Below are 19,020 nucleotides of genomic sequence, written 5' to 3' on the forward strand. Positions count from 1 at the left end.
GGATCGTCGATCCGGGCGATCCCTCCCTGACGTGCCATCCGGTGATAGAGGTCGAAATCCTCGGCATAGAGATAATCGGGCCGGGTGAATTCGTCATTCGACGAAACGCGGTCGCGGCGCAGCATGACGGTTGACCAGACCAGCGGATTCTCGATCCATAACAGCCATTCGACCAGCCGCGGCGTCGTCACCGGCGACTTGATGCTCGACGTAACCGCGCCGTTCTCGAGAATCGCGGCGCTCGCCGCGACCAAGGCGATGCCGGGATGTGAGTCGAGAAAGGCGACCTGGCGCTCGAACCGGCCGGGCAGGCAGATATCGTCCTGGTCGAGCCCGGCGATATAGCGCCCGCGCGCCTCGGCGAAAGCGCGGTTGCGGCTGCGCACCGGGCCGGCATTCCGCTCGGCCGCGATGACGCGGAGGCGAGGGTCGGGACAGGCACGCAGCACCGCGAGGGTGTCATCGGTCGAGCAATCGTCGACCACGATCACTTCGAAATCGGCGAAGCTCTGCGCCCACAGGCTGTCGAGCGTCTCCCCGATCAGCGTCGCGCCGTTATAGGCGGCCATCACCACGCTGACGGTCGGGTCGGTCTGCGGGCCGCTCATGCCACTGCCCTTTGCCGCTCACCCAGCACCTGATCGACGATCATCTGGCCGACATCGTTCTGCCATTGCCACAGGCCATTGGCCTGACCGCGGAAGCTCGCCTCGCCGCCCATCCGACCCCAGGGCACGAACCCGGCCGCGAGCCCGATGCCGAACGCGCCGGGGATCGGCTGGTCGTGGGCGTCGAGGATGCGGCAATAGCGGTCGACCATCGGCCGCCCGGCATGCGCCGCGAGCGCGACCGGCGTTCCGTCGGTGTCGAGCAGAGATAAGGCGCGCGGGCGATAGCCCAAGGCGGCGATCACCAGATCGGCGGTCTCGACGATCGTCCGCGCCTCGACATCGTCCTCCGCGATGCGATGAACCGCCACGCGGGGATCCGGCACACGGCCGTCGACCTGCAACATGCGCAGCACAAGTTCGCGGGCTTCCAGGCGAAAACCGCCGAGGCGATAGACGAACCCCGAGACCGGGCAGATGTCGTCGGAGCCGAAATCGGTGAAATTGTCCGCCCGCGCCGCGGCTTCGCTATGGTAGAACGGCCGCAGCGGCCGGCGATGGAGCAGGGTGATGCCGCCGGCGCCGAAGGCGATCCCGGGACGGCTGCGCAACAGCAACGCGACGCTGGCGAGCGCGCTGGTCGAGCCGCCGATAACGACGACTTTCGGATTGCGTTTGCTGCGCAGCAAATCGGCCGCACGATCGAGCCCGCCCAAGGCGAGCAATTCGTCGGACTGGATCAGCCGGCCGGCCGCGAGGCGGTGCAACGGGGCGCCCGCGACGTCGCACGCCACCAGCCCGTCGAGCGGTTGGTGCCCGCCGGTCGCGATCACGATGTTATGCGATCGCCGCTCGCTCTCGCTGCCGTCGGCCAGCCGCCGCAGCCGCGTCGTCCAGCCGCCCTGCGGCGAGCGCCGCGCTTCGAGCACTTCGTGCCCGGTCGCGACATTGCCGCCATTGGCCGCGACGATCGCACCGAGCCGGTCGCCGGTCACGCGCAGCAACGGACCGGCATCGCTCAGCGGTACTCCGAGCGCGTCGACGAACCTGGCGACCTGCCGTGCCGCCGGATGATCGATCAGCGCGGCGATCTCCGGGTGCGGATTATTCCTGACCGCCGACAAAAAGGTCTCTGCGGTCGAATCCGACGAAATCGCATATTGCCCCAGCCGCCCGCCGCCGAGCGCATCGTCGCGTTCGACGACGGTCAGGCCCGCCCGCGCGAGCGCAACCAGCCGATCCTGTTTCGACGCGGCGGTGAGGAGCGCGGTCCCGGCCGGACCACCACCGACGATCAGCATCGCGTCGACGTCGCGCGCGCTCGCCGGCGTGCCCTGGGCGCGGATCGCAGCATTGACCCGCGCCGCGATGTGGTGCGCGTCGGCCGCGGTCATGCGATCGGAAATGGGGAGCGAGACGATGCGATCGGCGACACGGTCGGCGGCCGGGGTCGGACCGACAACGGCATGATCGCGGATCCACGGCTGCTGGCCGAGATGCGGACTGAAATAGGTGCCGCAGCCGATGCCGTCGGCGGCCAGTGCGGCGACGAAACGGTCGCGATCGATCTGGTCTGGGAGCAAAGCCGGCATGAATTGCAGAGCTCGGCGCGCCCCCTCGACCGCTTGCAACATCATGCCGTCGAGCGTTTGACGATAGCTTGCTTCGATCTCCGCGCGGCGTGCGGCCACATCGTCCAATTGGGCGAGCTTCAGCCGCGCCATCGCCGCGACCAATTCGGACATTTTGGCGTTCATTCCCGGCATCGCCGCCGAGCGGCTGCCGGCGAAACCGAAATTCGCCATCGCGCGCAGTTCGTCGATCAGGGTCGGGTCGCCGCAATGGATCAACCCACCCTCGGCGACCGCGAAGGTCTTGGTGGCGTGCAGCGAATAGACGATTGGAAAGGGTGCGCCCGCGCCGAATCCCTGGCCGCCGGTATCGATCGTGCCGAGTGAGGCGGCGGCATCCACGACCACGCCAACCTGGTGCCGCCGCATCATCCAGGCATAGCGGTCGAGGTCGATCGCATTGCCGAATGTCGCATAGGGTACCACGACCGCGATCTGCCCGGCATGCTTCTGAAGCAGGCGCTCCTCGGCGGCGGCGCACATCGACCAGTCGTCGGGGTCGATATCGGCGAGCAGCGGGGTCAGTGCGCACCATTCGGCGGCTTGCGCGGTCGCGGCGAAGGTGAAGGCGGGCATCAGCGCGAGCTTGCCCGCGCCGCGCTCGCGCCCCATCGCCTGACGGATTGCGAGCATCAGGCCCAAGGTCGCGTTGGCCACGCCGAGGCACGCGCCCTGGCCGCCGAACAGGCGATCGGTCGCTTCCGCCTCGAAGGCGCGAAGTTCCGGCCCGTTGTTCGAATAAATGCCCGATTGCTCGACGCGCGTCAGCACGTCGAGATGCTCGCTGAGACGCGGCGGATTGGGATCGACCAGCGGGTAGCGGAGTTGAACCATCGCCGTCCGGCTTAGCGGCGTGGACCTAAAAACAGGTTACTCTTGGCGGCGGACAGTTGCGTGGCTAACCTTCTCAAGAGAACACCAAGGAGACGCTGGCATGGCGGTCGAATTCCTCCTCAACGGTAAGCACATGTCGTTCGACGGCGATCCCGACACGCCGTTGCTCTGGGTGATCCGCGATCATGCCGGGCTGACCGGTACCAAATATGGCTGCGGCATCGCGCAATGCGGCGCCTGCACCGTCCATCTCGACGGCAAGAACCGGCGGTCGTGCGTGACGCCGATCGATACGGTCGCCGGCAAAACCGTGACAACGATCGAGGGCGTTTCGGGCCCGATCGCCGAGGCGGTGCAAAAGGCCTGGGTCGCGATCGACGTGCCGCAATGCGGCTTCTGCCAATCGGGCCAGGTGATGAGCGCGATCGGGCTGCTCAAGCAGAAGTCAAAGCCAACCGATGCCGATATCGATGCTGGGATGGCGGGCAATATCTGCCGTTGCGCGACCTATGTCCGCATCCGTCAGGCGATCAAGGACGCGGCCGCCGGCCCGAAGGTGTCGGCATGACCGCCGTCGCGACCGACCGCCGCCAGTTCCTCGCCGGGTCCGGCCTGGTGCTCGGCCTGGTGCTGCCGATGCGCGGTGCGAAAGCAATGGCTCCCGCCGGGCCGACCTTCGCGCCCAACGCCTTCGTTCGGGTTCTGCCTGACAACACGGTCAGCGTGGTGATCAAGCATGTCGAGTTCGGCCAGGGGCCGGCGACCGGCCTGACGACGATCGTCGCCGACGAGATGGATGCCGATTGGACCCAGATGCGCGTCGAATTCGCGCCGGCCAACGACCCGCTCTACAAGAACCTTGCCTTCGGCACGATGGGCACTGGCGGCTCGACCGCGATGGCCAATAGCTGGATGCAGATGCGCAATGCTGGCGCCGCGGCGCGCGCGATGCTCGCCGCCGCCGCCGCCAAGACCTGGGGCGTTCCGGTCGGCGAGATCAAGGTTGCCAAGGGCGTCGTCAGCCATGGCGCGAGGAAAGCGAGCTTCGGCGATCTCGCCGCGACTGCCGCGACGATGCCCGTCCCCGACAAGCCAATGCTCAAGACGCCCGAACAATGGACCCTGATCGGCACCGACGTTCCCAAGATCGACAGCCTGATCAAATCGACCGGCGCTGCGCAATTCACGATGGACATCAAGCGCCCGAACATGGTCGTGTCGGTGATCCAGCATCCGCCTGCGTTCGGCGGCAAGGTCAAGTCGGTCGACGACAAGGCGGCGCTGGCGGTGCCCGGAGTGGTCGCGGTCAAGCCGATCCCGCAAGGTGTGGTCGTCTATGCCAAGGACACCTATGCGGCGATGAAGGGCCGCAACGCGCTCACGGTCGACTGGGATCTTAGCCAGGCCGAGACGCGGTCGACCGAGGCGATGCTGCGCGACTATATGGCGCAGGCGGCGAATCCCGGCACGCAATGCGAAGCCAATGGCGACGCCGCCAAGGCGCTGGCCGGCGCCGCCAAGACGATCGAGGCGACCTATGTCTTCCCGTTCCTGGCGCACGCGCCAATGGAACCGATGGACGCTGTGATCGAATCCAAAGCGGGCGGCGCCGATTTCTGGTGCGGCAGCCAGTTCCAGGTCGGCGACACTGCTGCGGTGGCGGGCGTGCTCGGCGTGCCCTTCGCCGGCATGACGCTCCACGAGCAATATGCCGGCGGCAGCTTCGGCCGTCGCGCTACCCCTGACATGGGCCATGCGGTCGAATCCGCCCAAGCGGTCAAGGCGCTTGGCGGCACCCAGGCGGTCAAGCATATGTGGACCCGCGAGAACGACATCACTGGCGGCCGCTATCGCCCGCTGATGGTCCACAAGCTGCGTGGTGGGATCGACGCCAAGGGCGCGATCGTCGCGCTCGACGCGATCACCACCGGCCAGTCATTCATGATTGGCACGCCGTTCTTCGACGCCAAGGAGCCGTTCGACGACGCGATGGTCGAGGGACTGACCAAGTCGGCCTATGGCTTCCCCAATTACCGCGTCGGCGTGAACGTGATGAAGAACGGCGTGCCGACCCTGTGGTGGCGTTCGGTCGGCAACACCCACACGGCCTATGTCATGGAGACCTTCCTCGACCGGCTGATCGAGCTCGGCAAACAGGACCCCATCCAGGCGCGGCTCGCGCTGATGAAGGAAGAGCGCGCCAAGACCGTGCTCAAGCGCGTCGCCGAGCTTGCCGGCGGGCTGACCGCCAAATCCGGCCGCGCCCGCGGCGTCGCGTTCCACAAGAGTTTCGGATCCTTTGTCGCGCAGATCGCCGAAGTGTCGGTCGGCACTGACGGGCTGCCCAAGGTTCACAAGATCTGGGCGGCGATCGATTGCGGCGTGCCGATCAATCCCAACGTCATGCGCGCGCAGGTCGAAGGCGGGATCGGCTATGGCCTGGGTCACGCGCTCTATGCCGAGATCACGCTGGGCGAGGGCGGGGTGGTCCAACAGTCGAACTTCGACACCTATCGATCCATGCGGATCGGCGAGATGCCCGATGTCGAGGTCGCGATCATCAAGTCGACCGCCGATCCGACCGGGATCGGTGAGCCCGGGTTGCCGCCGGCCGCGCCCGCGGTCGCCAATGCCTGGCGCCGGCTGACCGGCAAGGTGGTCGAACGATTGCCGTTTGCTCATCCCTCCAACCTCGCGACCCTGGGAGGCAAGGCATGATCCGGGGTATGATTTCGCTCCCGCGCTTCGGCGTCGTCGCGCTCATCGCCTCGGTGATCATCCTGCCACTGTCGATCGCGCGTGGCGGAGAAGCATCGGGGCTGAAGCCCGCCAGCGCATTCGCCGGCATCGCCGATCGCAACGCGCGCTCGGCGGCGATCTTCACCGAAATGGGCAAGGTGCTGATGTCGCCGCGCTGCCTCAATTGCCATCCGCGCACCGACAGCCCGACCCAGGGCGATGCGATGCTGCTCCATTCGCCGCCGGTGACGCGCGGGCCGGATGGGTTCGGCGCGCCGGGGATGGAATGCGCGACCTGCCACGGTCCGCGCAACGCCGCCTTCGGCAATGGCGGTGGATCGGTGCCGGGCAATCCCAAATGGCATTTGGCACCGCGCAGCATGGCCTGGCAGGGACTGACGCTCGGCCAGATCTGCGCGGTGATCAAGGATACGAAGAAGAATGGCGGGCTCAGCCTCGAGCAATTGATCGACCATAATGGCAAGGATGAGCTGGTCGGCTGGGGCTGGAAACCGGGACCGGGCCGTATCCCCGCGCCGGGGACGCAGGCCGAGTTTGGAGAATTGACGAAAGCCTGGGTGGAAAGCGGGGCTGCCTGTCCGAAGTGAGCTATTCCCCTCCCTTCCAGGGAGGGGTTAGGGGTGGGTGCGACCGAAGGGAGCTCGCTCCGCTCGCCACCCACCCCCGACCCCTCCCTTCCAGGGAGGGGAGTTCGCGGCGCCGCACCTCAACCCGCAGCAAAATGCTCGCTTGACGTAATCGGCACCGAGACTCAGGATGCTCCCATGACAAGCACCGATCCAGCCGCGTTCTTTCGCGAGATGCTGGGCGAATGGGAGAAGATGGCCAACAAGGTCGGCGGCGACTTCGCCCGCTCCGACGAATTCACCCGTGCGATGCACGGCGCCACCGCCGCGACGATGAGCACGCAGGAAGCAATCAGCGCGATGATGACCCGCGCGCTCGCCGCCGCCAACATGCCGAGCCGGACCGAGATCGAGGATCTGTCGGCGCGCCTGGGGCGGATCGAGGATCAGCTCGGGCGGATCGAGGCCAAGCTCGGCGGCAAGCCCGAACGTCCTGCTCGGCCCAAGCCGAGCCGCACGCGCAAGCCTCCGGAGAAAAAGAGCTGACCGCGCCGCCAACCCGTATTCCTGCGACCGCAGGAATCCAGGGTAACGGGCGGGTCGCTTGCGGCCCTGGGCTCCTGCTTTCGCAGGAGCACGACTAAGTGGCGACCGCGACTGCCGCCTTTGACCTCGCCGACGGCGCCGCACGCGAGTTCGAACGCGCGATGCAGCGCAATCTCAAAGGGCTCGATTACTTCCAGACCAGCGGCCCGACGCTCGGCGCCACCCCCAAGGACGTGCTGATCGAGCGCGGCACGATGCGGCTCTATCATTACCATCCGCGCACCGACGATGTGTACCGCGTGCCGCTGCTGCTGGTCATGGCGACGACCAATCGCGGTTATATTTTCGACATGGTGCCGGGGCAGAGCCTGGTCGAATATCTGCTCGACGCCGGGTTCGACGTCTTCATGCTCGACTGGGATGCGCCGCGCGCCGACGAGCGCAACCTCAGCCTCGAAAGCTATGTGCTCGACTTCCTGCCCGCCGCGGTCGCGCGGGTGAAGGAGGAGACGAGCGAGGACGACGTCACCGTCGTCGCTTATTGCTTCGGCGGCGTGTTGTCGCTGTTGTGGGCGTCGCTCCACCCCGATGACGGGCTGGCCAACCTGGTCACCTTCACCACGCCGGTCGATTTCTCCAGGATGGAGATGTTCCAGAGCTGGGCCGATCGCCGCTTCTTCGACGTCGATCGTCTGGTCGACACGTTCGGCAATTGCCCGGGCGACTATCTCTACACCGCGTTCGACATGCTGCGTCCCGGCCAGCGCGCGGCGGGCAATATCCGGCTCTACGACAATCTGTGGAACGACGATTTCGTGAAATCGTATCGCATGTTCGATCGCTGGTCGGCCGACACATTGCCGCTGGCGGGCGAGTATTTCCGCCAGACCACCAAGAAATTGATGTGGGGCAACGAGTTGCTCGAGGGCAACCTCGAGGTCGGCGGGCGCCGCGTCGATCTCGGTAATATCAATGTGCCGTTCCTCCACGTCGCCGCCGAGCACGACCATATCGTCCCGACTGCCGCCTCGGCGCCGCTGATCGGGATGGTCGGATCGAAGGACAAGAACGAGATCGTCCTGAAAGGCGGCCATGTCAGCCTGGTCGCCGGTGGCAATGCGATCAAGCGGCTGTGGCCCAATCTGGTCGAATGGCTGGGAGTGCGATCGATATGAGCCATGCCATCCGCCGCTTCCGTTCCGATGACGCCGAGGCGATGGTCGGCTTTGCCCGGTCGTTGCCCGAACACGATCTGCTGTTCCTCAGCCGCGACGTGCGCGAACCGCGCGTCGTCGCCGCCTGGCTCAAGGCGATTGAGGACGGCGAGATCGACAGCCTGATCGCCGAGGATGGCGGGCAGATCGTCGCCACCGCTGCTTTGGTCCGCGATCCGTTGAGCTGGAGCGCGCATGTCGGCGAAGTGCGGTTGCTGGTCGCGCCCGAACGACGCGGCGCGGGGCTGGGCAGCGATCTGCTCCAGGGCGTTTTCATGATCGCCAAGGATCGTGGGCTCAGCAAGCTGGTCGCGCGGATGACGGTCGACCAGGTCGGGTCGATCGCTTTGTTCGAAGGCGTGGGGTTCCGCGCCGAAGCGATGCTCAAGGATCAGGTGCGCGGCGCGGACGGCCGCAGCCACGACGTCGCGATCCTGAGCTACGACGCCGCGCGCGTCGCCGCGCTGCATGCTGCGACAGGGATCGAATGAGGGGGCGGCGCGTAAGTGCCGGGTAAGGAGCCACAATGCCGCAGACTGACGTACAGACCAAACCACCCTCCGCGCTGCTCGCGCTGACCGAATTGCCCCGCGCGCTGGCCGAACTCGGCGCGCTGCCCTGGGCGGCACCCTTGCTCGCCACCGCGCCGCGCGGCGATGGGCATCCGGTGATGGTCCTGCCGGGATTCGTCACCAGCGATCGCTCGACCACGGTGCTGCGCGCCTTCCTCAAAGGGCTCGGCTATGACGCGCATGCTTGGGAACTTGGCCGCAATCTCGGCCCCAAGGCGATTGGTCACCAAGGCGAGAAACTGATCGCGCGCATTCTCGAAGTGCACGAGGCGACCGGCAAGAAAGTCAGCCTGATTGGCTGGAGCCTGGGCGGGGTGATGGCGCGGCTGGTCGCCAAGCGCATCCCGCACGCGGTGCGCCAGGTCGTCACCCTGGGCTCGCCCTTTTCGGGCAGCCCCAAGGCGTCGAACGTCTGGCGCGCTTATGAGATGCTGACCGGGCAGAAGATCGACGATGCGCATACCAGGTCGCAACTGAACGAGGTTTCCGCACCGCCGTCGGTCCCCTCGACCGCGATCTATTCGCGCTCCGACGGCGTGGTGGCGTGGCAGAATTGCTGCGAGGAAGTCGGCCCGACCAGCGACAATATCGAGGTCTATGGCAGCCATTGCGGCCTGGGGATCAACGCCAGTGTGCTCTACGCAGTGGCGGACCGTCTGGCGCAGCCGGAGGATGACTGGCACCCGTTCGAGCGGACGGGGTTGCGGGCGTTGGTGTATCCGTCGGCGGGGCACGCCTAGACAAGCCCCGCGCGCGGACACTGGCGAAAATGCGCACTCTCGATGCAACCGCCGACTTCTTCACGCCCGCTCGGGTCGTTGCAGAATCTACCAAGGGTCTTCCGTAGCGGGCACCATTTCGCACCGTCTGAGAAAAGCTCTCCACGTCGGATCACGGCCGTCGAAATAGACGCTTCGCAATTCGCCATTTGCTAGCGGTATGAATATCCGCATGGCCCGATGGGTTAGGATGTGACCGATTGACGGAAATGGGAGTTCCGAAAGGTGGCGGGGATAGGCTTCGAGCGCCGCTCGGCCGATCGGTACGATGATCCTGTTGCCGTAGTTCGACATCCTAACTTTCTCGCGGATATCGTCGACACTTAGATCGACTTCCGGGAAGTCAGGGCCGTTATGGTCAACCCCTGGCGCGCGTTGTTCCTCCGCGCGTTGGCCGTATTCGAGATTCTTGAGTTCGGCGACGGTCGGCAAGCCTTTCAGCCTAATGTCGATTGCGAGTTCGCCAAGACTGCCGTCGACGGTGTAAATTTCATCCTCAGCATCAGGAATCTCTCCCTGCGGGCCCTCAACAAAACCCGCGAAGCATATCACCCGTAGCTCCACGCCATGACCGGCATGGTCGAGATCGGAGCGTGTCAACTCGGTCGCCAGGTGAGGCATGCGCCAGTTTTCCGATCCTGTTTCGGACCAATGCCCCGGCGGAAAGTCGTTCAGCGGCGCTTGGGCCTTGATCTGACAAGCACACAAAGGTCCTGCCAGCACCGCTGCCAGCAGGGCTGCCGCTCCACGCCGCATCGCGCTTGCTACTTCTTCCCTTCCCCAACGGCATCACGTCCGAATCGCAGGATCAGTTCACCAATCTCTCGCGCATGCGCCAGTGCCCGGGCGCCCTGTTGCTTGAGATAGTCGCCCTGGATCTTGGCGACTTCCGCCGGGTTCTTCGCGCTCGCCGCCGCGCGCATCGCGGCGAAGGCCTGGTGCGTATTCTCCTCGGCATGCTCGATCATCTTCATGCTGACCGCCGAGCCCTGCTTGGCGATCTTCTCGCTTGAGGCTTTGATCTTTTCGCCTGATTTCTTGAGGGTCGCGCGCGCGCCCTCGACGCGGTCGGCGGCGGCCTTGGCGCTCCCGGCTACCTTGTCGGTGGCGTCCTTGGCGGCCTTCGCCGCGCGGTCGGTTGCCTTCTTGGTCGCCGCGGCGGCCTTGTCCGTCGCGTCCTTGGCGCGCTTCGCACCCTTATCGATCGCGTCCTTGACCTTCTTCGCCATCACTTTGCTCCTTTGGCACGAGGTGCCCGCTTGGCGGCGGGTTTGGCAGGAATTTTGGGTTTAGCGGCCGCGCGCGGTTTCGCCGCGGCGCGGGGTTTTGGCGCAGGCTTGTTCTGGTTGGCGGGCTTGGTGGCCGGTTGCGTCGCCGCGGCCTTCAGCGCCTCGAACGACTCCCGCAGCGCCTGGGCGTAATTGTCCGGATCGGGCAGCATGTCGCGATCGGCGGTGAACGACACCGCGATCGTGTCGCCGTACGAATAGACCGGGTTGATCAGGCCCATCGAGTCGAACACCGGCGCGGTGCCGTACATCGCCAGCATCTTCGCGCCGCAGAAATAGAGCGGCACGCGCGGGCCCGGAATATTGGTGACGACGCAGTTGAATGCCGGCGCGTGCATGTTGGCGGCACCCACCCGCGTGTAGAGGCGAGCGCCAAGCCCGGCGAGGCCCGACGGGATCAGCTTCGAGTAATCCGCCAGGGTCCGCGCGCCGACCGCATTGGTCATCGCCTTCGAATTGACCGCCTCGCCATGGACGAAGCGCAGCCGCTCGAGCGGGTCGGCGATCTGCGTGCCCAGCCCGACCACCATCGCCGAAACGAGATTGCCGAGCGAAGCCTTCTCGCCTTCCTGCCGCACCGAAATCGGCGCCATCGCGGTCAGCGTCTCCTTGGGCAATTCGCCCTTGTCGAGCAGGTAGCTGCGTAGCGCGCCGCCAACCACGGTCAGGATGACGTCGTTGACCGTCGCATCGGGCACCACGTCCTTGACCGCGCGCACCTCGGCCAGCTTGAACGGCACCGCGTCCCACACGCGATGCGCGCCGACCTTGCCGTTGAACCGCGTGTTGGGCGCAGGGCGGGTGTTCTTGAGGGAGACGTCGCCCTTGCCCGCCTGCACCGCGAGCTTGGCCATGCCGGGCAGCGAGCGGCCAATCGTCTCGGCGATGCGCATCGGCTGGAGCAGATTGTTGAAATAACTGCGCGTCAGCAGATCGGCGACGCGCGGCATGTTCTCGGGCTGCCAGGTGTCGGGCTTGTCGGGCGTCGCCATCAACGGGTCGAGGTCGTGGACCGCTGCCGACATCTCGACTCCCGACATGCCGTCGATCGCGGCGTGATGGACCTTGGAGACGAGCGCGAAGCACCCCGGTGGCAGACCGGGGATGTTGTCCAGCCCCTCGACCACGGTGAATTCCCACAAGGGCTTCGACAGATCCAGCGGGCGCGCGTGCAGCCGCGCGACCTGGATGCAGAGCTGGCGCCAGTCGCCGGGCTTGGGCAAAGCGATGTGGCGGACATGGAATTCGAGGTCGAACTCGGGATCCTCGATCCAATAGGGATGGTCGACGTCGAACGGCACGCGGACCAGCCGCTGGCGGAAACTGCGCGCGCCCTGCAGCCGGCTGGCAATGAAGCGGAGGATGTCCTTGAACCGCACGAACCCGCCGGGCGAGGTCGATGGATCGTAGATGCCGACCGATCCGATATGCATCGGCGTGTGCGGAGTTTCGAGATAGACGAACGACGCATCCTGCGCGCTCAATTGCTGCATCAGGCTCTCTCCCCATGCGCCGGCGCAGGCCGGTCGGGGAGGGAGCGTATCATGGGGAGGAGCCGGGAGCGAATCGCCAACAGCCGTCACCCCAGCGAAAGCTGGGGTCTCAAGAGGCGGCGCGATGCGGCCAATTCTCCCTCTCCCCTTGTGGGAGAGGGAGGGAGCGGCGTAGCCGCGGAAGGGTGAGGGGGGAGTTGCGAGCGATACCGCCTGTGAGTCCCCCTCATCCTTCCGGCGCTTCGCGCCTCCCTCCTTCTCCCACAAGGGGAGAAGGAGTTTTTACGCCGCCACTTGCTCCAGCTTCTCGCTCGCTTCCAGCCACGCAGCTTCCGCCGCCTCGATCTTCGCCTCGACCTCGGCACGGTGCTTCATCAGCGCCGTCATCGTCAGCTTGGCGAGATCCGGCGCCGCTGACGACGGATCGAACATCGCGCGATCGATCACGCTGCGCTGCTCGGTCAGCCTCGCCAGCTCGGCCTCGGCTGCCTTGGCCGCCTTGCGCAGCCCCTGGCTCTGTTCGCGCGCTTCGGCGGCGGCGCGGCGGGCGTCCTTGCGGCTGACCTTGGCCTCGGACGACCCTTCGCTCCCGGCATCCTTCGCCAGCACGAACGCGATATAATCGTCCAGATTGCCGTCGAAATCCGACGCGGTGCCGTTGTCGACCAGCACCAGCCGGTCGGCGCTCATCTCGAGCATGTGGCGGTCGTGGCTGACGATCACGACGGCGCCCGAATAAGCGTTGAGCGCCTGGACCAGCGCCTCGCGGGCATCGACGTCGAGGTGGTTGGTCGGCTCGTCGAGGATCAGCAGGTGCGGCGCCTCGCGCGTGATGAGCGCCAGCGCCAGCCGCGCGCGCTCGCCGCCCGACAATTTGCCGACCATCGTCGTCGCCTTGTCGCCCGAGAAACCGAAGCGGCCGAGCTGCGCGCGCACCGCGCCCGGCGTCGCGCCCTTCATGATCCGCGTCATGTGCTGGAGCGGGGTGTCGCCGCTGTCGAGCTCCTCGACCTGATACTGGGTGAAATAGCCGACCTTCATCTTGCCGGTCGCGTTCATCGCGCCTTCCATCGGCGCGAGCTGGGCTGCAAGCAGGCGCGCGAGCGTGGTCTTGCCGTTACCGTTGCGGCCGAGCAGCGCGATGCGATCGTCGGGATCGAGCCGCAAATTGAGCTTCCTGAGCACCGGCGTCTCGCCGTAACCGACCGCCGCCATGTCGAGCGTGATCAGCGGCGGGCGCAATTCGCCGGGATTGGGGAAGTCGAAGCTCAACGACGGATCGTCGACGATTTCGGCGATCGGCTGCATCCGCGCGAGCGCCTTGGCGCGGCTCTGTGCCTGTTTGGCGGTCGACGCGCGTGCCGAATTGCGCGCGATATAATCCTGCAATTTCTCGCGCTCGGCCTGCTGCTTGGCGCGCGCCGAGGCGGCCTGTGCCTGGCGCTCGGCGCGCTGGCGCTCGAACGCGTCGTATCCGCCCGGATAGAGCCAGGTCTTGCCGCGCTCGAGATGCAGGATGTGGTCGACGACGTTGTTGAGGAAGTCGCGCTCGTGGCTGACCAAAACGATCGTCGCGGGATAGGATTTGAGGAAATCCTCCAGCCACAGCACCGCTTCGAGATCGAGGTGATTCGACGGCTCGTCGAGCAGCAGCAGGTCGGGTTGCGAGAAGAGCAGGCTGGCAAGCGCGACGCGCATCCGCCAGCCGCCCGAGAAACTGTCGAGCGGGAGATGCTGCGCTTCCTCGTCGAAGCCCAAGCCAACCAGGATTCGTGCGGCGCGCGACGGTGCGGTATGCGCGTCGATCGCATTCAGCCGCTCGTGGATTTCGCCCAGACGATCGGGGTCGTGGCTGGTTTCGGACTCATGCATCAACGCGGCGCGCTCGACATCGGCGGCGAGCACGGTCTCGAACGGTGTCGCGGCGCCCGCCGGCGCGTCCTGCGCGATATAGCCGAGCCGGCTGCCGCGCGGCATGTCGACCGACCCGGTATCGGGCTCGAGCATCCCGGCGATGACGCGGACGAGCGTCGTCTTGCCGGCGCCGTTGCGCCCGATCAGCCCGACGCGGCTGCGCGGCGGCAGCTTCGCGGTGGCGCCGTCGATGATCGTCCGCCCGCCGAGGCGGACCGTGATGTCGGTCAGATTGAGCATGAGGGCCGCGCCTGTAGCAGGTGGTGACGGGCTTGCCTATCCACAGGCAGGCAGCGCCTTTATTTACTGCGCGCTACCCAAAACCGTCACCCCGGCCTTGTGCCGGGGTCCAACGGGCGGCAAGCGGCGGAGGCGAGGCTCGAGCGAGTCCCAGTTGCGCTTTGGACCCCGGCACAAGGCCGGGGTGACGAGGAATGAAGTGACCGACCTAGCGATTCTCTACGAACATCCTCAGTGGTTCGCCCCGCTGTTCGCCGCACTCGATCGCCGCGGCGTTTCCTACAATTCGTTCGGTCCCGACGGCTATTGGAACCCGGCCAACACCGAAATCCCCGCGCCGGTGGTGCTCAACCGCATCGCGATGTCGAGTTTCCTGCGCGCCGACGAGCATCCGATCTTCCACACTATGGCCTTACTCGATCACTGGCGCCGCTCGGGCGCACGCGTGGTCAACGGCGCCGACGTCATGGCGATCGACGCGTCCAAGGCGCGCCAGCTCGCGCTGATCGCCGGCCTGGGCCTTGGCATTCCCGAAACCCGCGTCGTCCATCGCGCCGCCGATATCGAAGCGGCCGCGGCGACCTTGTCGTTCCCGCTGGTGGTGAAGGCCAATATCGGCGGGTCGGGCGCCGGGATCATGCGCTTCGACAATATGGCCGAGCTGCGCTGGGCGGTGGCCGAGAAGCAATTGCCGGTCAGCGTCGATGGCGTCCTGTTGGTGCAGGATTATGTGCCGGCGCGCGGCGGGACGATCACGCGGATCGAGACGCTGAACCGCAAATACCTTTACGCGATCGAGATTGTTGGCGGCGGCGCGTTCGACCTGTGTCCGGCCGATGCCTGCGTCGCCGATTCGACCATCAGCATGAAGGCGATCGAGCCCGCGCCCGAGCTGATCACGGCGGTAGAGACCATCTCCCGCGCGATGAACCTCGACGTCGGCGGGATCGAAGTGATGATCGACGACCGCGACGGCACGCCGCGCTTCTACGATATCAACGCGCTGTCGAATTTCGTCGCCCAGCCGCTGAACGTGCTCGGCTGGGATCCGCACGAAAAGCTGATCGACTGGCTCGACACTCTCATTGCGGAGGCCGAATCCTGATGCGCTACGGTTACTGGATGCCGGTGTTCGGCGGCTGGCTCAGGAACGTCCCCGATGAGGGGATGCAGGCGAGCTGGGATTATGTGAAGCGGCTGACCCAGCGGTCGGAGCAATGGGGCTATGACCTGTCGCTGATCGCCGAGCTCAATCTGAACGACATCAAGGGTGTGGAGCAGCCCGCGCTCGATGCCTGGTCGACCGCGGCGGCGCTGGCGGCGGTGACCGACAAGATCGAGCTGATGGTCGCGGTACGCCCCAATTTCCACCACCCGGCTTTGTTCGCCAAAGCGGCGGCGAATATCGATCGTATCTCCAACGGGCGGCTCGCGCTCAACGTTGTGTCGTCCTGGTGGGCGGACGAGGCGCGGCAATATGGCTTGCAGTTCGATCAGCATGACGATCGCTACGCGCGGACCGAGGAATGGCTGAAGGTGGTCGACGGGCTGTGGACCAAGGAACGCTTCAGCTTCGACGGCCAGTTCTACAAGACCGAGGATGCGATCTGCTCGCCAAAACCCGCCAAACGCCCGACGGTCTATGCCGGCGGCGAGAGCGAGAAGGCCAAGACGATGATCGCGGCGCAATGCGACGCCTATGTGATGCACGGCGATCCGGCCGAGGCGATCGCGCCCAAGATCGCCGATATGGCGGCACGGCGCGAGGCGGCCGGCGGCGCGCCGATGCACTACGGCATGGCGGCCTATGCGATCGTCCGCGACAGCGAGGCCGAGGCCAAGCGCGAGCTCGACCGCATCACCACGGTCAGCGACCTGCCCGCCGGCTATGCCAATTTCGACCAATGGCTGTCGGGCACCCAGCTTGAACGCGAACTCAAGATCCAGGAATATTCGGTGTCGAACCGTGGACTGCGCCCCAATCTGGTCGGCACGCCCGAACAGCTCAAGGAGCGCATCGCCGAATATGAAGATGCCGGCCTCGACTTGTTGCTGCTCCAGATGAGCCCGCAAACGGAGGAGATGGAGCGGTTCGCGGTGCAGGTGATGGGCACCGCCTGAGCGTCTAGGGTTGTTTCAGCAAAGCTGAAACGGTTGCGGCACCGGCCCGCTCCCCCCACCCGGCCTCCCAATCAGGATATTCTATGGGAAGCCGGGTGGGGGAGCGGGCCGGCACCGATCAGCAAGGCTGAAAACGACCCTAACCGGCTGCGCGTCGCCTGATCGCGGTGGGTGGGCGGCGATAGACCTGTTGGAACGCGGCGTTGAACGATCGCACGCTGCCGAAGCCCGAGGCGAGCGCGATCTCGGTCATGCCGAGGTCGGTGCTGTCGATCAGCCGCTTGGCGCGCTGAATCCTCGCCGTGCGCGCCGCCGCGAGCGGTGTCGTGTCGAGATAGCGCCGGAACAACCGCGACAAATGACGCCCGCCGATCCCCAGGCGCTCGGCCAGGGCCTCGACGCCGGCCTGATCGAGCGCACCCTGCTCGATCAGCCGGAGTGCGCGATCGACGGTGGCGCGCGCACCGCGCCAGGCTGGCGAATGCTGCGCGGTTTCCGGCCGGCAGCGCAGGCATGGCCGGAAGCCGGCTGCTTCCGCCGCGGCGGCGCTTGGGAAATAGCGGACGTTGCGCGACATGGGCTGGCGCACTGGGCAGACCGGCCGGCAATAGATCCGGGTCGAGGTGACGGCGATGAATATCGCGCCGTCGAACGCGGCATCGCGCGCGTAGCGCACACGCTCGCAGAATTCGAAATCGAGTTCGGCTGGCGGGTCGGCGGGCCGTGTCATCACCATCCAACTATAAATGGTCGCGCTCGCCCTGTCGCCCGATCCCGTTGACCGCGTCCGAATCCTGCCAGCCGGATTGGGGCAATGGCGATATCCGATGGTGATCCAACGATCGGAGAGAATGTCATGGCCTCGATTCATCATCAGACTTTCATCGCGGCGAATCCCGACGAGGTGTGGAACGCCGCGCGCGATGTCGGCCGGTTGCACGATCGCCTCGTGCCGGGTTTCGTCACCGCCACCGAGATGCTGCCCTGCGAGGGCGCGCCGGTCCGCCGGGTCACCTTCGTCAATGGGCAGGTGTTCGACGAGACGATCGTCTCGATCGACGATGATGCGCAGCGTCTGGTCTGGACGATCAAGGAGTTCGAGCATCATAACGGCGTCCTGACCGTCACGGCCGCGGCCGATGGCACGCACGTCGCCTGGATCGCCGATCTCCTACCGGACGCGCTGGTCGATCAGGTCTCGCCCGCGATGGCGCATGGATTGGCGATGATGAAGGCGCATTTCGAGGGAAGCCGCTGAGCCGCGCGTCGCCGCTCGACGTTCGATTCGCGGCCGCCTCGGCGCTGTGATAAAACGCCCGTGACTCCGCGAAAGATGGAGTGTCGGGCGCATCACGCATGGGGAGACATGCCATGGCTGCCGCTATCGACGACGCGAAATTTCATGCCTTTGTCGGAAAGATGCTGGGAGATTTGGGTGGCGCGATGAGTGTGCCGACCGTCCGCCTGGGCCTTCGTCTGGGGTTGTTCGACGCTTTGGCCGACGCTCCGGCGACCGCCGCCGAGTTGGCGCATCGCGCGGGCGGCCTGCACGAACGCTATGTGCGCGAATGGGCGCTGGCCCAGACGGCGAACGGCTATGTCGACTACGATCCGGCCAGCGAGCAGTTCAGCCTGTCGCCCGAACAGGCGATGGTGTTCCACCACCGCGACAGCCCGGTCTATCTCGCCGGCGCGTTCGAGCTGGTCGCCGCGATGATCGAGGCCGAGCCCAAGGTCGAGGAATGCTTTCGTGAGGGCAAGGGCGTGCGCTGGGGCGACCATGCCGGGTGCCTGTTCTGCGCGACCGGTGCCTTTTTCCGCCCGGGCTATGTCAACAATATCGTGCAGGCTTGGATTCCCGCGCTCGACGGGGTGGAGGCCAAGCTGCACGCCGGCGCGCGGGTTGCAGATGTCGGGTGCGGTGTCGGATTTTCGACGCTGCTGATGGCTGAGGCCTATCCCGAGAGCAATTTCGTCGGATACGATTTCCACGAGCCGTCGATCGACGAAGCGCGGCGCCATGCCGGCGAGCATGGGCTGGGCGATCGCGTGCGGTTCGAGGTGGCGACCGCGAAGGATATCGCCGAACAGGGCTTCGACCTGATCACGATGTACGATTGCCTGCATGACATGGGCGACCCGCGCGGTTGCGCTGGGCATATGCGGCGCATCCTGGCGCCGGGCGGCAGCTGGATGATCGTCGAGCCGATCGCCGGCGACGCGCCGGCGCAGAATATGAACCCGGTCGGCCGGCTCTATTACAATGCCTCGACGATGATCTGCGTGCCGACCTCGCTCGATCAGGAAGTCGGCGAGGGCCTGGGCGCACAGGCCGGCGAGGCAAAGCTGACCGAGGTCATCCGGCAAGGCGGGTTCGAGTCAGTCCGGCGCGCGGCGGAGGGACCGTTCAACATGGTGCTCGAGGCGCGGTGAGGTCGGAGAATCGGTCGGAG

Annotated in this window: 18 protein-coding genes (1 of these 18 only partly in view); 11 read left to right on the forward strand and 7 right to left on the reverse strand. The window is 66.1% G+C overall.

Going from position 1 to position 19,020, the window contains the following annotated elements; translation table 11 throughout:
* On the reverse strand, positions 1–608 hold the 5' portion of the coding sequence (locus AC1DRD_RS01530; RefSeq protein ID WP_478039797.1) for a glycosyltransferase family 2 protein. 463 nt of this gene lie to the left of the window's left edge; only the first 608 of its 1,071 coding nucleotides appear in the window; the start codon lies at positions 606–608; its stop codon lies off the left edge, out of view.
* Positions 605–3,073 (reverse strand): DegT/DnrJ/EryC1/StrS family aminotransferase, encoded by a 2,469-nt coding sequence (locus AC1DRD_RS01535; protein WP_478039799.1) that lies wholly within the window; start codon positions 3,071–3,073, stop codon positions 605–607. The genes AC1DRD_RS01530 and AC1DRD_RS01535 overlap by 4 nt, the downstream gene beginning before the upstream one ends.
* Positions 3,074–3,173: 100 nt before the next feature.
* On the opposite strand from AC1DRD_RS01535, the gene AC1DRD_RS01540 reads away from it, so the two are divergent.
* From AC1DRD_RS01540 to AC1DRD_RS01570, 7 genes are all read left to right on the forward strand, one after another.
* Positions 3,174–3,641, forward strand: coding sequence for a (2Fe-2S)-binding protein (locus tag AC1DRD_RS01540; protein ID WP_478039800.1), 468 nt, complete (start codon positions 3,174–3,176; stop codon positions 3,639–3,641).
* Positions 3,638–5,791: a xanthine dehydrogenase family protein molybdopterin-binding subunit gene (locus tag AC1DRD_RS01545; RefSeq protein WP_478039801.1), complete on the forward strand. Its 2,154-nt coding sequence runs from the start codon at positions 3,638–3,640 to the stop codon at positions 5,789–5,791. The genes AC1DRD_RS01540 and AC1DRD_RS01545 overlap by 4 nt, the downstream gene beginning before the upstream one ends.
* The gene (locus AC1DRD_RS01550) at positions 5,788–6,420 is read left to right on the forward strand and encodes an Isoquinoline 1-oxidoreductase subunit (protein ID WP_478039803.1); all 633 of its coding nucleotides are present in this window, start codon (positions 5,788–5,790) and stop codon (positions 6,418–6,420) included. The genes AC1DRD_RS01545 and AC1DRD_RS01550 overlap by 4 nt, the downstream gene beginning before the upstream one ends.
* Positions 6,421–6,597: 177 nt before the next feature.
* The gene (locus tag AC1DRD_RS01555; RefSeq protein WP_478039804.1) at positions 6,598–6,945 is read left to right on the forward strand and encodes a poly(R)-hydroxyalkanoic acid synthase subunit PhaE; all 348 of its coding nucleotides are present in this window, start codon (positions 6,598–6,600) and stop codon (positions 6,943–6,945) included.
* A 98-nt stretch (positions 6,946–7,043) separates the two neighbouring features.
* The gene (locus AC1DRD_RS01560; protein WP_478039806.1) at positions 7,044–8,120 is read left to right on the forward strand and encodes a PHA/PHB synthase family protein; all 1,077 of its coding nucleotides are present in this window, start codon (positions 7,044–7,046) and stop codon (positions 8,118–8,120) included.
* Complete coding sequence (locus tag AC1DRD_RS01565; protein ID WP_478039808.1) at positions 8,117–8,650, forward strand: N-acetyltransferase family protein; 534 nt, start codon at positions 8,117–8,119, stop codon at positions 8,648–8,650. The genes AC1DRD_RS01560 and AC1DRD_RS01565 overlap by 4 nt, the downstream gene beginning before the upstream one ends.
* A gap of 35 nt (positions 8,651–8,685) precedes the next feature.
* Positions 8,686–9,471 (forward strand): esterase/lipase family protein, encoded by a 786-nt coding sequence (locus AC1DRD_RS01570; RefSeq protein WP_478039810.1) that lies wholly within the window; start codon positions 8,686–8,688, stop codon positions 9,469–9,471.
* Between the two features lie 87 nt (positions 9,472–9,558).
* Here the strand turns inward: AC1DRD_RS01570 and AC1DRD_RS01575 are convergent, their stop codons facing one another.
* The 4 genes from AC1DRD_RS01575 to AC1DRD_RS01590 form a co-directional block, all read right to left on the reverse strand.
* The gene (locus AC1DRD_RS01575; protein ID WP_478039812.1) at positions 9,559–10,266 is read right to left on the reverse strand and encodes a hypothetical protein; all 708 of its coding nucleotides are present in this window, start codon (positions 10,264–10,266) and stop codon (positions 9,559–9,561) included.
* An 8-nt stretch (positions 10,267–10,274) separates the two neighbouring features.
* Positions 10,275–10,739, reverse strand: a complete 465-nt coding sequence (locus AC1DRD_RS01580) for a phasin family protein (RefSeq protein WP_478039814.1) — start codon at positions 10,737–10,739, stop codon at positions 10,275–10,277.
* Complete coding sequence (locus AC1DRD_RS01585; RefSeq protein WP_478039816.1) at positions 10,739–12,292, reverse strand: WS/DGAT/MGAT family O-acyltransferase; 1,554 nt, start codon at positions 12,290–12,292, stop codon at positions 10,739–10,741. The genes AC1DRD_RS01580 and AC1DRD_RS01585 overlap by 1 nt, the downstream gene beginning before the upstream one ends.
* Before the next feature lie 282 nt (positions 12,293–12,574).
* Positions 12,575–14,446: an ABC-F family ATP-binding cassette domain-containing protein gene (locus tag AC1DRD_RS01590; RefSeq protein ID WP_478039817.1), complete on the reverse strand. Its 1,872-nt coding sequence runs from the start codon at positions 14,444–14,446 to the stop codon at positions 12,575–12,577.
* A 199-nt stretch (positions 14,447–14,645) separates the two neighbouring features.
* Here AC1DRD_RS01590 and AC1DRD_RS01595 point away from each other — a divergent pair, with 199 nt between their 5' ends.
* Together AC1DRD_RS01595 and AC1DRD_RS01600 are read left to right on the forward strand one after the other, a co-directional pair.
* Positions 14,646–15,551 (forward strand): ATP-grasp domain-containing protein, encoded by a 906-nt coding sequence (locus AC1DRD_RS01595; protein WP_478039819.1) that lies wholly within the window; start codon positions 14,646–14,648, stop codon positions 15,549–15,551.
* Positions 15,551–16,567 (forward strand): LLM class flavin-dependent oxidoreductase, encoded by a 1,017-nt coding sequence (locus AC1DRD_RS01600; protein ID WP_478039821.1) that lies wholly within the window; start codon positions 15,551–15,553, stop codon positions 16,565–16,567. The genes AC1DRD_RS01595 and AC1DRD_RS01600 overlap by 1 nt, the downstream gene beginning before the upstream one ends.
* A gap of 139 nt (positions 16,568–16,706) precedes the next feature.
* Here AC1DRD_RS01600 and AC1DRD_RS01605 read toward each other — a convergent pair whose 3' ends face one another.
* Positions 16,707–17,297 carry a bifunctional transcriptional activator/DNA repair enzyme AdaA gene (locus AC1DRD_RS01605; RefSeq protein WP_478039823.1) on the reverse strand — a complete coding sequence of 197 codons (591 nt, stop codon included), beginning with the start codon at positions 17,295–17,297 and terminating at the stop codon, positions 16,707–16,709.
* Between the two features lie 126 nt (positions 17,298–17,423).
* On the opposite strand from AC1DRD_RS01605, the gene AC1DRD_RS01610 reads away from it, so the two are divergent.
* Positions 17,424–17,825, forward strand: coding sequence for an SRPBCC family protein (locus AC1DRD_RS01610; protein ID WP_478039825.1), 402 nt, complete (start codon positions 17,424–17,426; stop codon positions 17,823–17,825).
* Positions 17,826–17,938: 113 nt separating this feature from the next.
* Positions 17,939–19,000 carry a class I SAM-dependent methyltransferase gene (locus AC1DRD_RS01615; protein ID WP_478039827.1) on the forward strand — a complete coding sequence of 354 codons (1,062 nt, stop codon included), beginning with the start codon at positions 17,939–17,941 and terminating at the stop codon, positions 18,998–19,000.
* Positions 19,001–19,020 lie beyond the last annotated feature (20 nt).

This window comes from Sphingomonas sp. P4_G2 (assembly GCF_056401155.1).

Excerpts from the sequence above, each read along its gene's own strand:
- AC1DRD_RS01535 (WP_478039799.1), bottom strand. The coding sequence starts at position 3,073 with ATGGTTCAACTCCGCTACCCGCTGGTCGATCCCAATCCGCCGCGTCTC.
- AC1DRD_RS01540 (WP_478039800.1), top strand. The coding sequence starts at position 3,174 with ATGGCGGTCGAATTCCTCCTCAACGGTAAGCACATGTCGTTCGACGGC.
- AC1DRD_RS01545 (WP_478039801.1), top strand. The coding sequence starts at position 3,638 with ATGACCGCCGTCGCGACCGACCGCCGCCAGTTCCTCGCCGGGTCCGGC.
- AC1DRD_RS01550 (WP_478039803.1), top strand. The coding sequence starts at position 5,788 with ATGATCCGGGGTATGATTTCGCTCCCGCGCTTCGGCGTCGTCGCGCTC.
- AC1DRD_RS01555 (WP_478039804.1), top strand. The coding sequence starts at position 6,598 with ATGACAAGCACCGATCCAGCCGCGTTCTTTCGCGAGATGCTGGGCGAA.
- AC1DRD_RS01565 (WP_478039808.1), top strand. The coding sequence starts at position 8,117 with ATGAGCCATGCCATCCGCCGCTTCCGTTCCGATGACGCCGAGGCGATG.
- AC1DRD_RS01570 (WP_478039810.1), top strand. The coding sequence starts at position 8,686 with ATGCCGCAGACTGACGTACAGACCAAACCACCCTCCGCGCTGCTCGCG.
- AC1DRD_RS01575 (WP_478039812.1), bottom strand. The coding sequence starts at position 10,266 with ATGCGGCGTGGAGCGGCAGCCCTGCTGGCAGCGGTGCTGGCAGGACCT.
- AC1DRD_RS01580 (WP_478039814.1), bottom strand. The coding sequence starts at position 10,739 with ATGGCGAAGAAGGTCAAGGACGCGATCGATAAGGGTGCGAAGCGCGCC.
- AC1DRD_RS01585 (WP_478039816.1), bottom strand. The coding sequence starts at position 12,292 with ATGCAGCAATTGAGCGCGCAGGATGCGTCGTTCGTCTATCTCGAAACT.
- AC1DRD_RS01590 (WP_478039817.1), bottom strand. The coding sequence starts at position 14,446 with ATGCTCAATCTGACCGACATCACGGTCCGCCTCGGCGGGCGGACGATC.
- AC1DRD_RS01600 (WP_478039821.1), top strand. The coding sequence starts at position 15,551 with ATGCGCTACGGTTACTGGATGCCGGTGTTCGGCGGCTGGCTCAGGAAC.
- AC1DRD_RS01605 (WP_478039823.1), bottom strand. The coding sequence starts at position 17,297 with ATGACACGGCCCGCCGACCCGCCAGCCGAACTCGATTTCGAATTCTGC.
- AC1DRD_RS01610 (WP_478039825.1), top strand. The coding sequence starts at position 17,424 with ATGGCCTCGATTCATCATCAGACTTTCATCGCGGCGAATCCCGACGAG.
- AC1DRD_RS01615 (WP_478039827.1), top strand. The coding sequence starts at position 17,939 with ATGGCTGCCGCTATCGACGACGCGAAATTTCATGCCTTTGTCGGAAAG.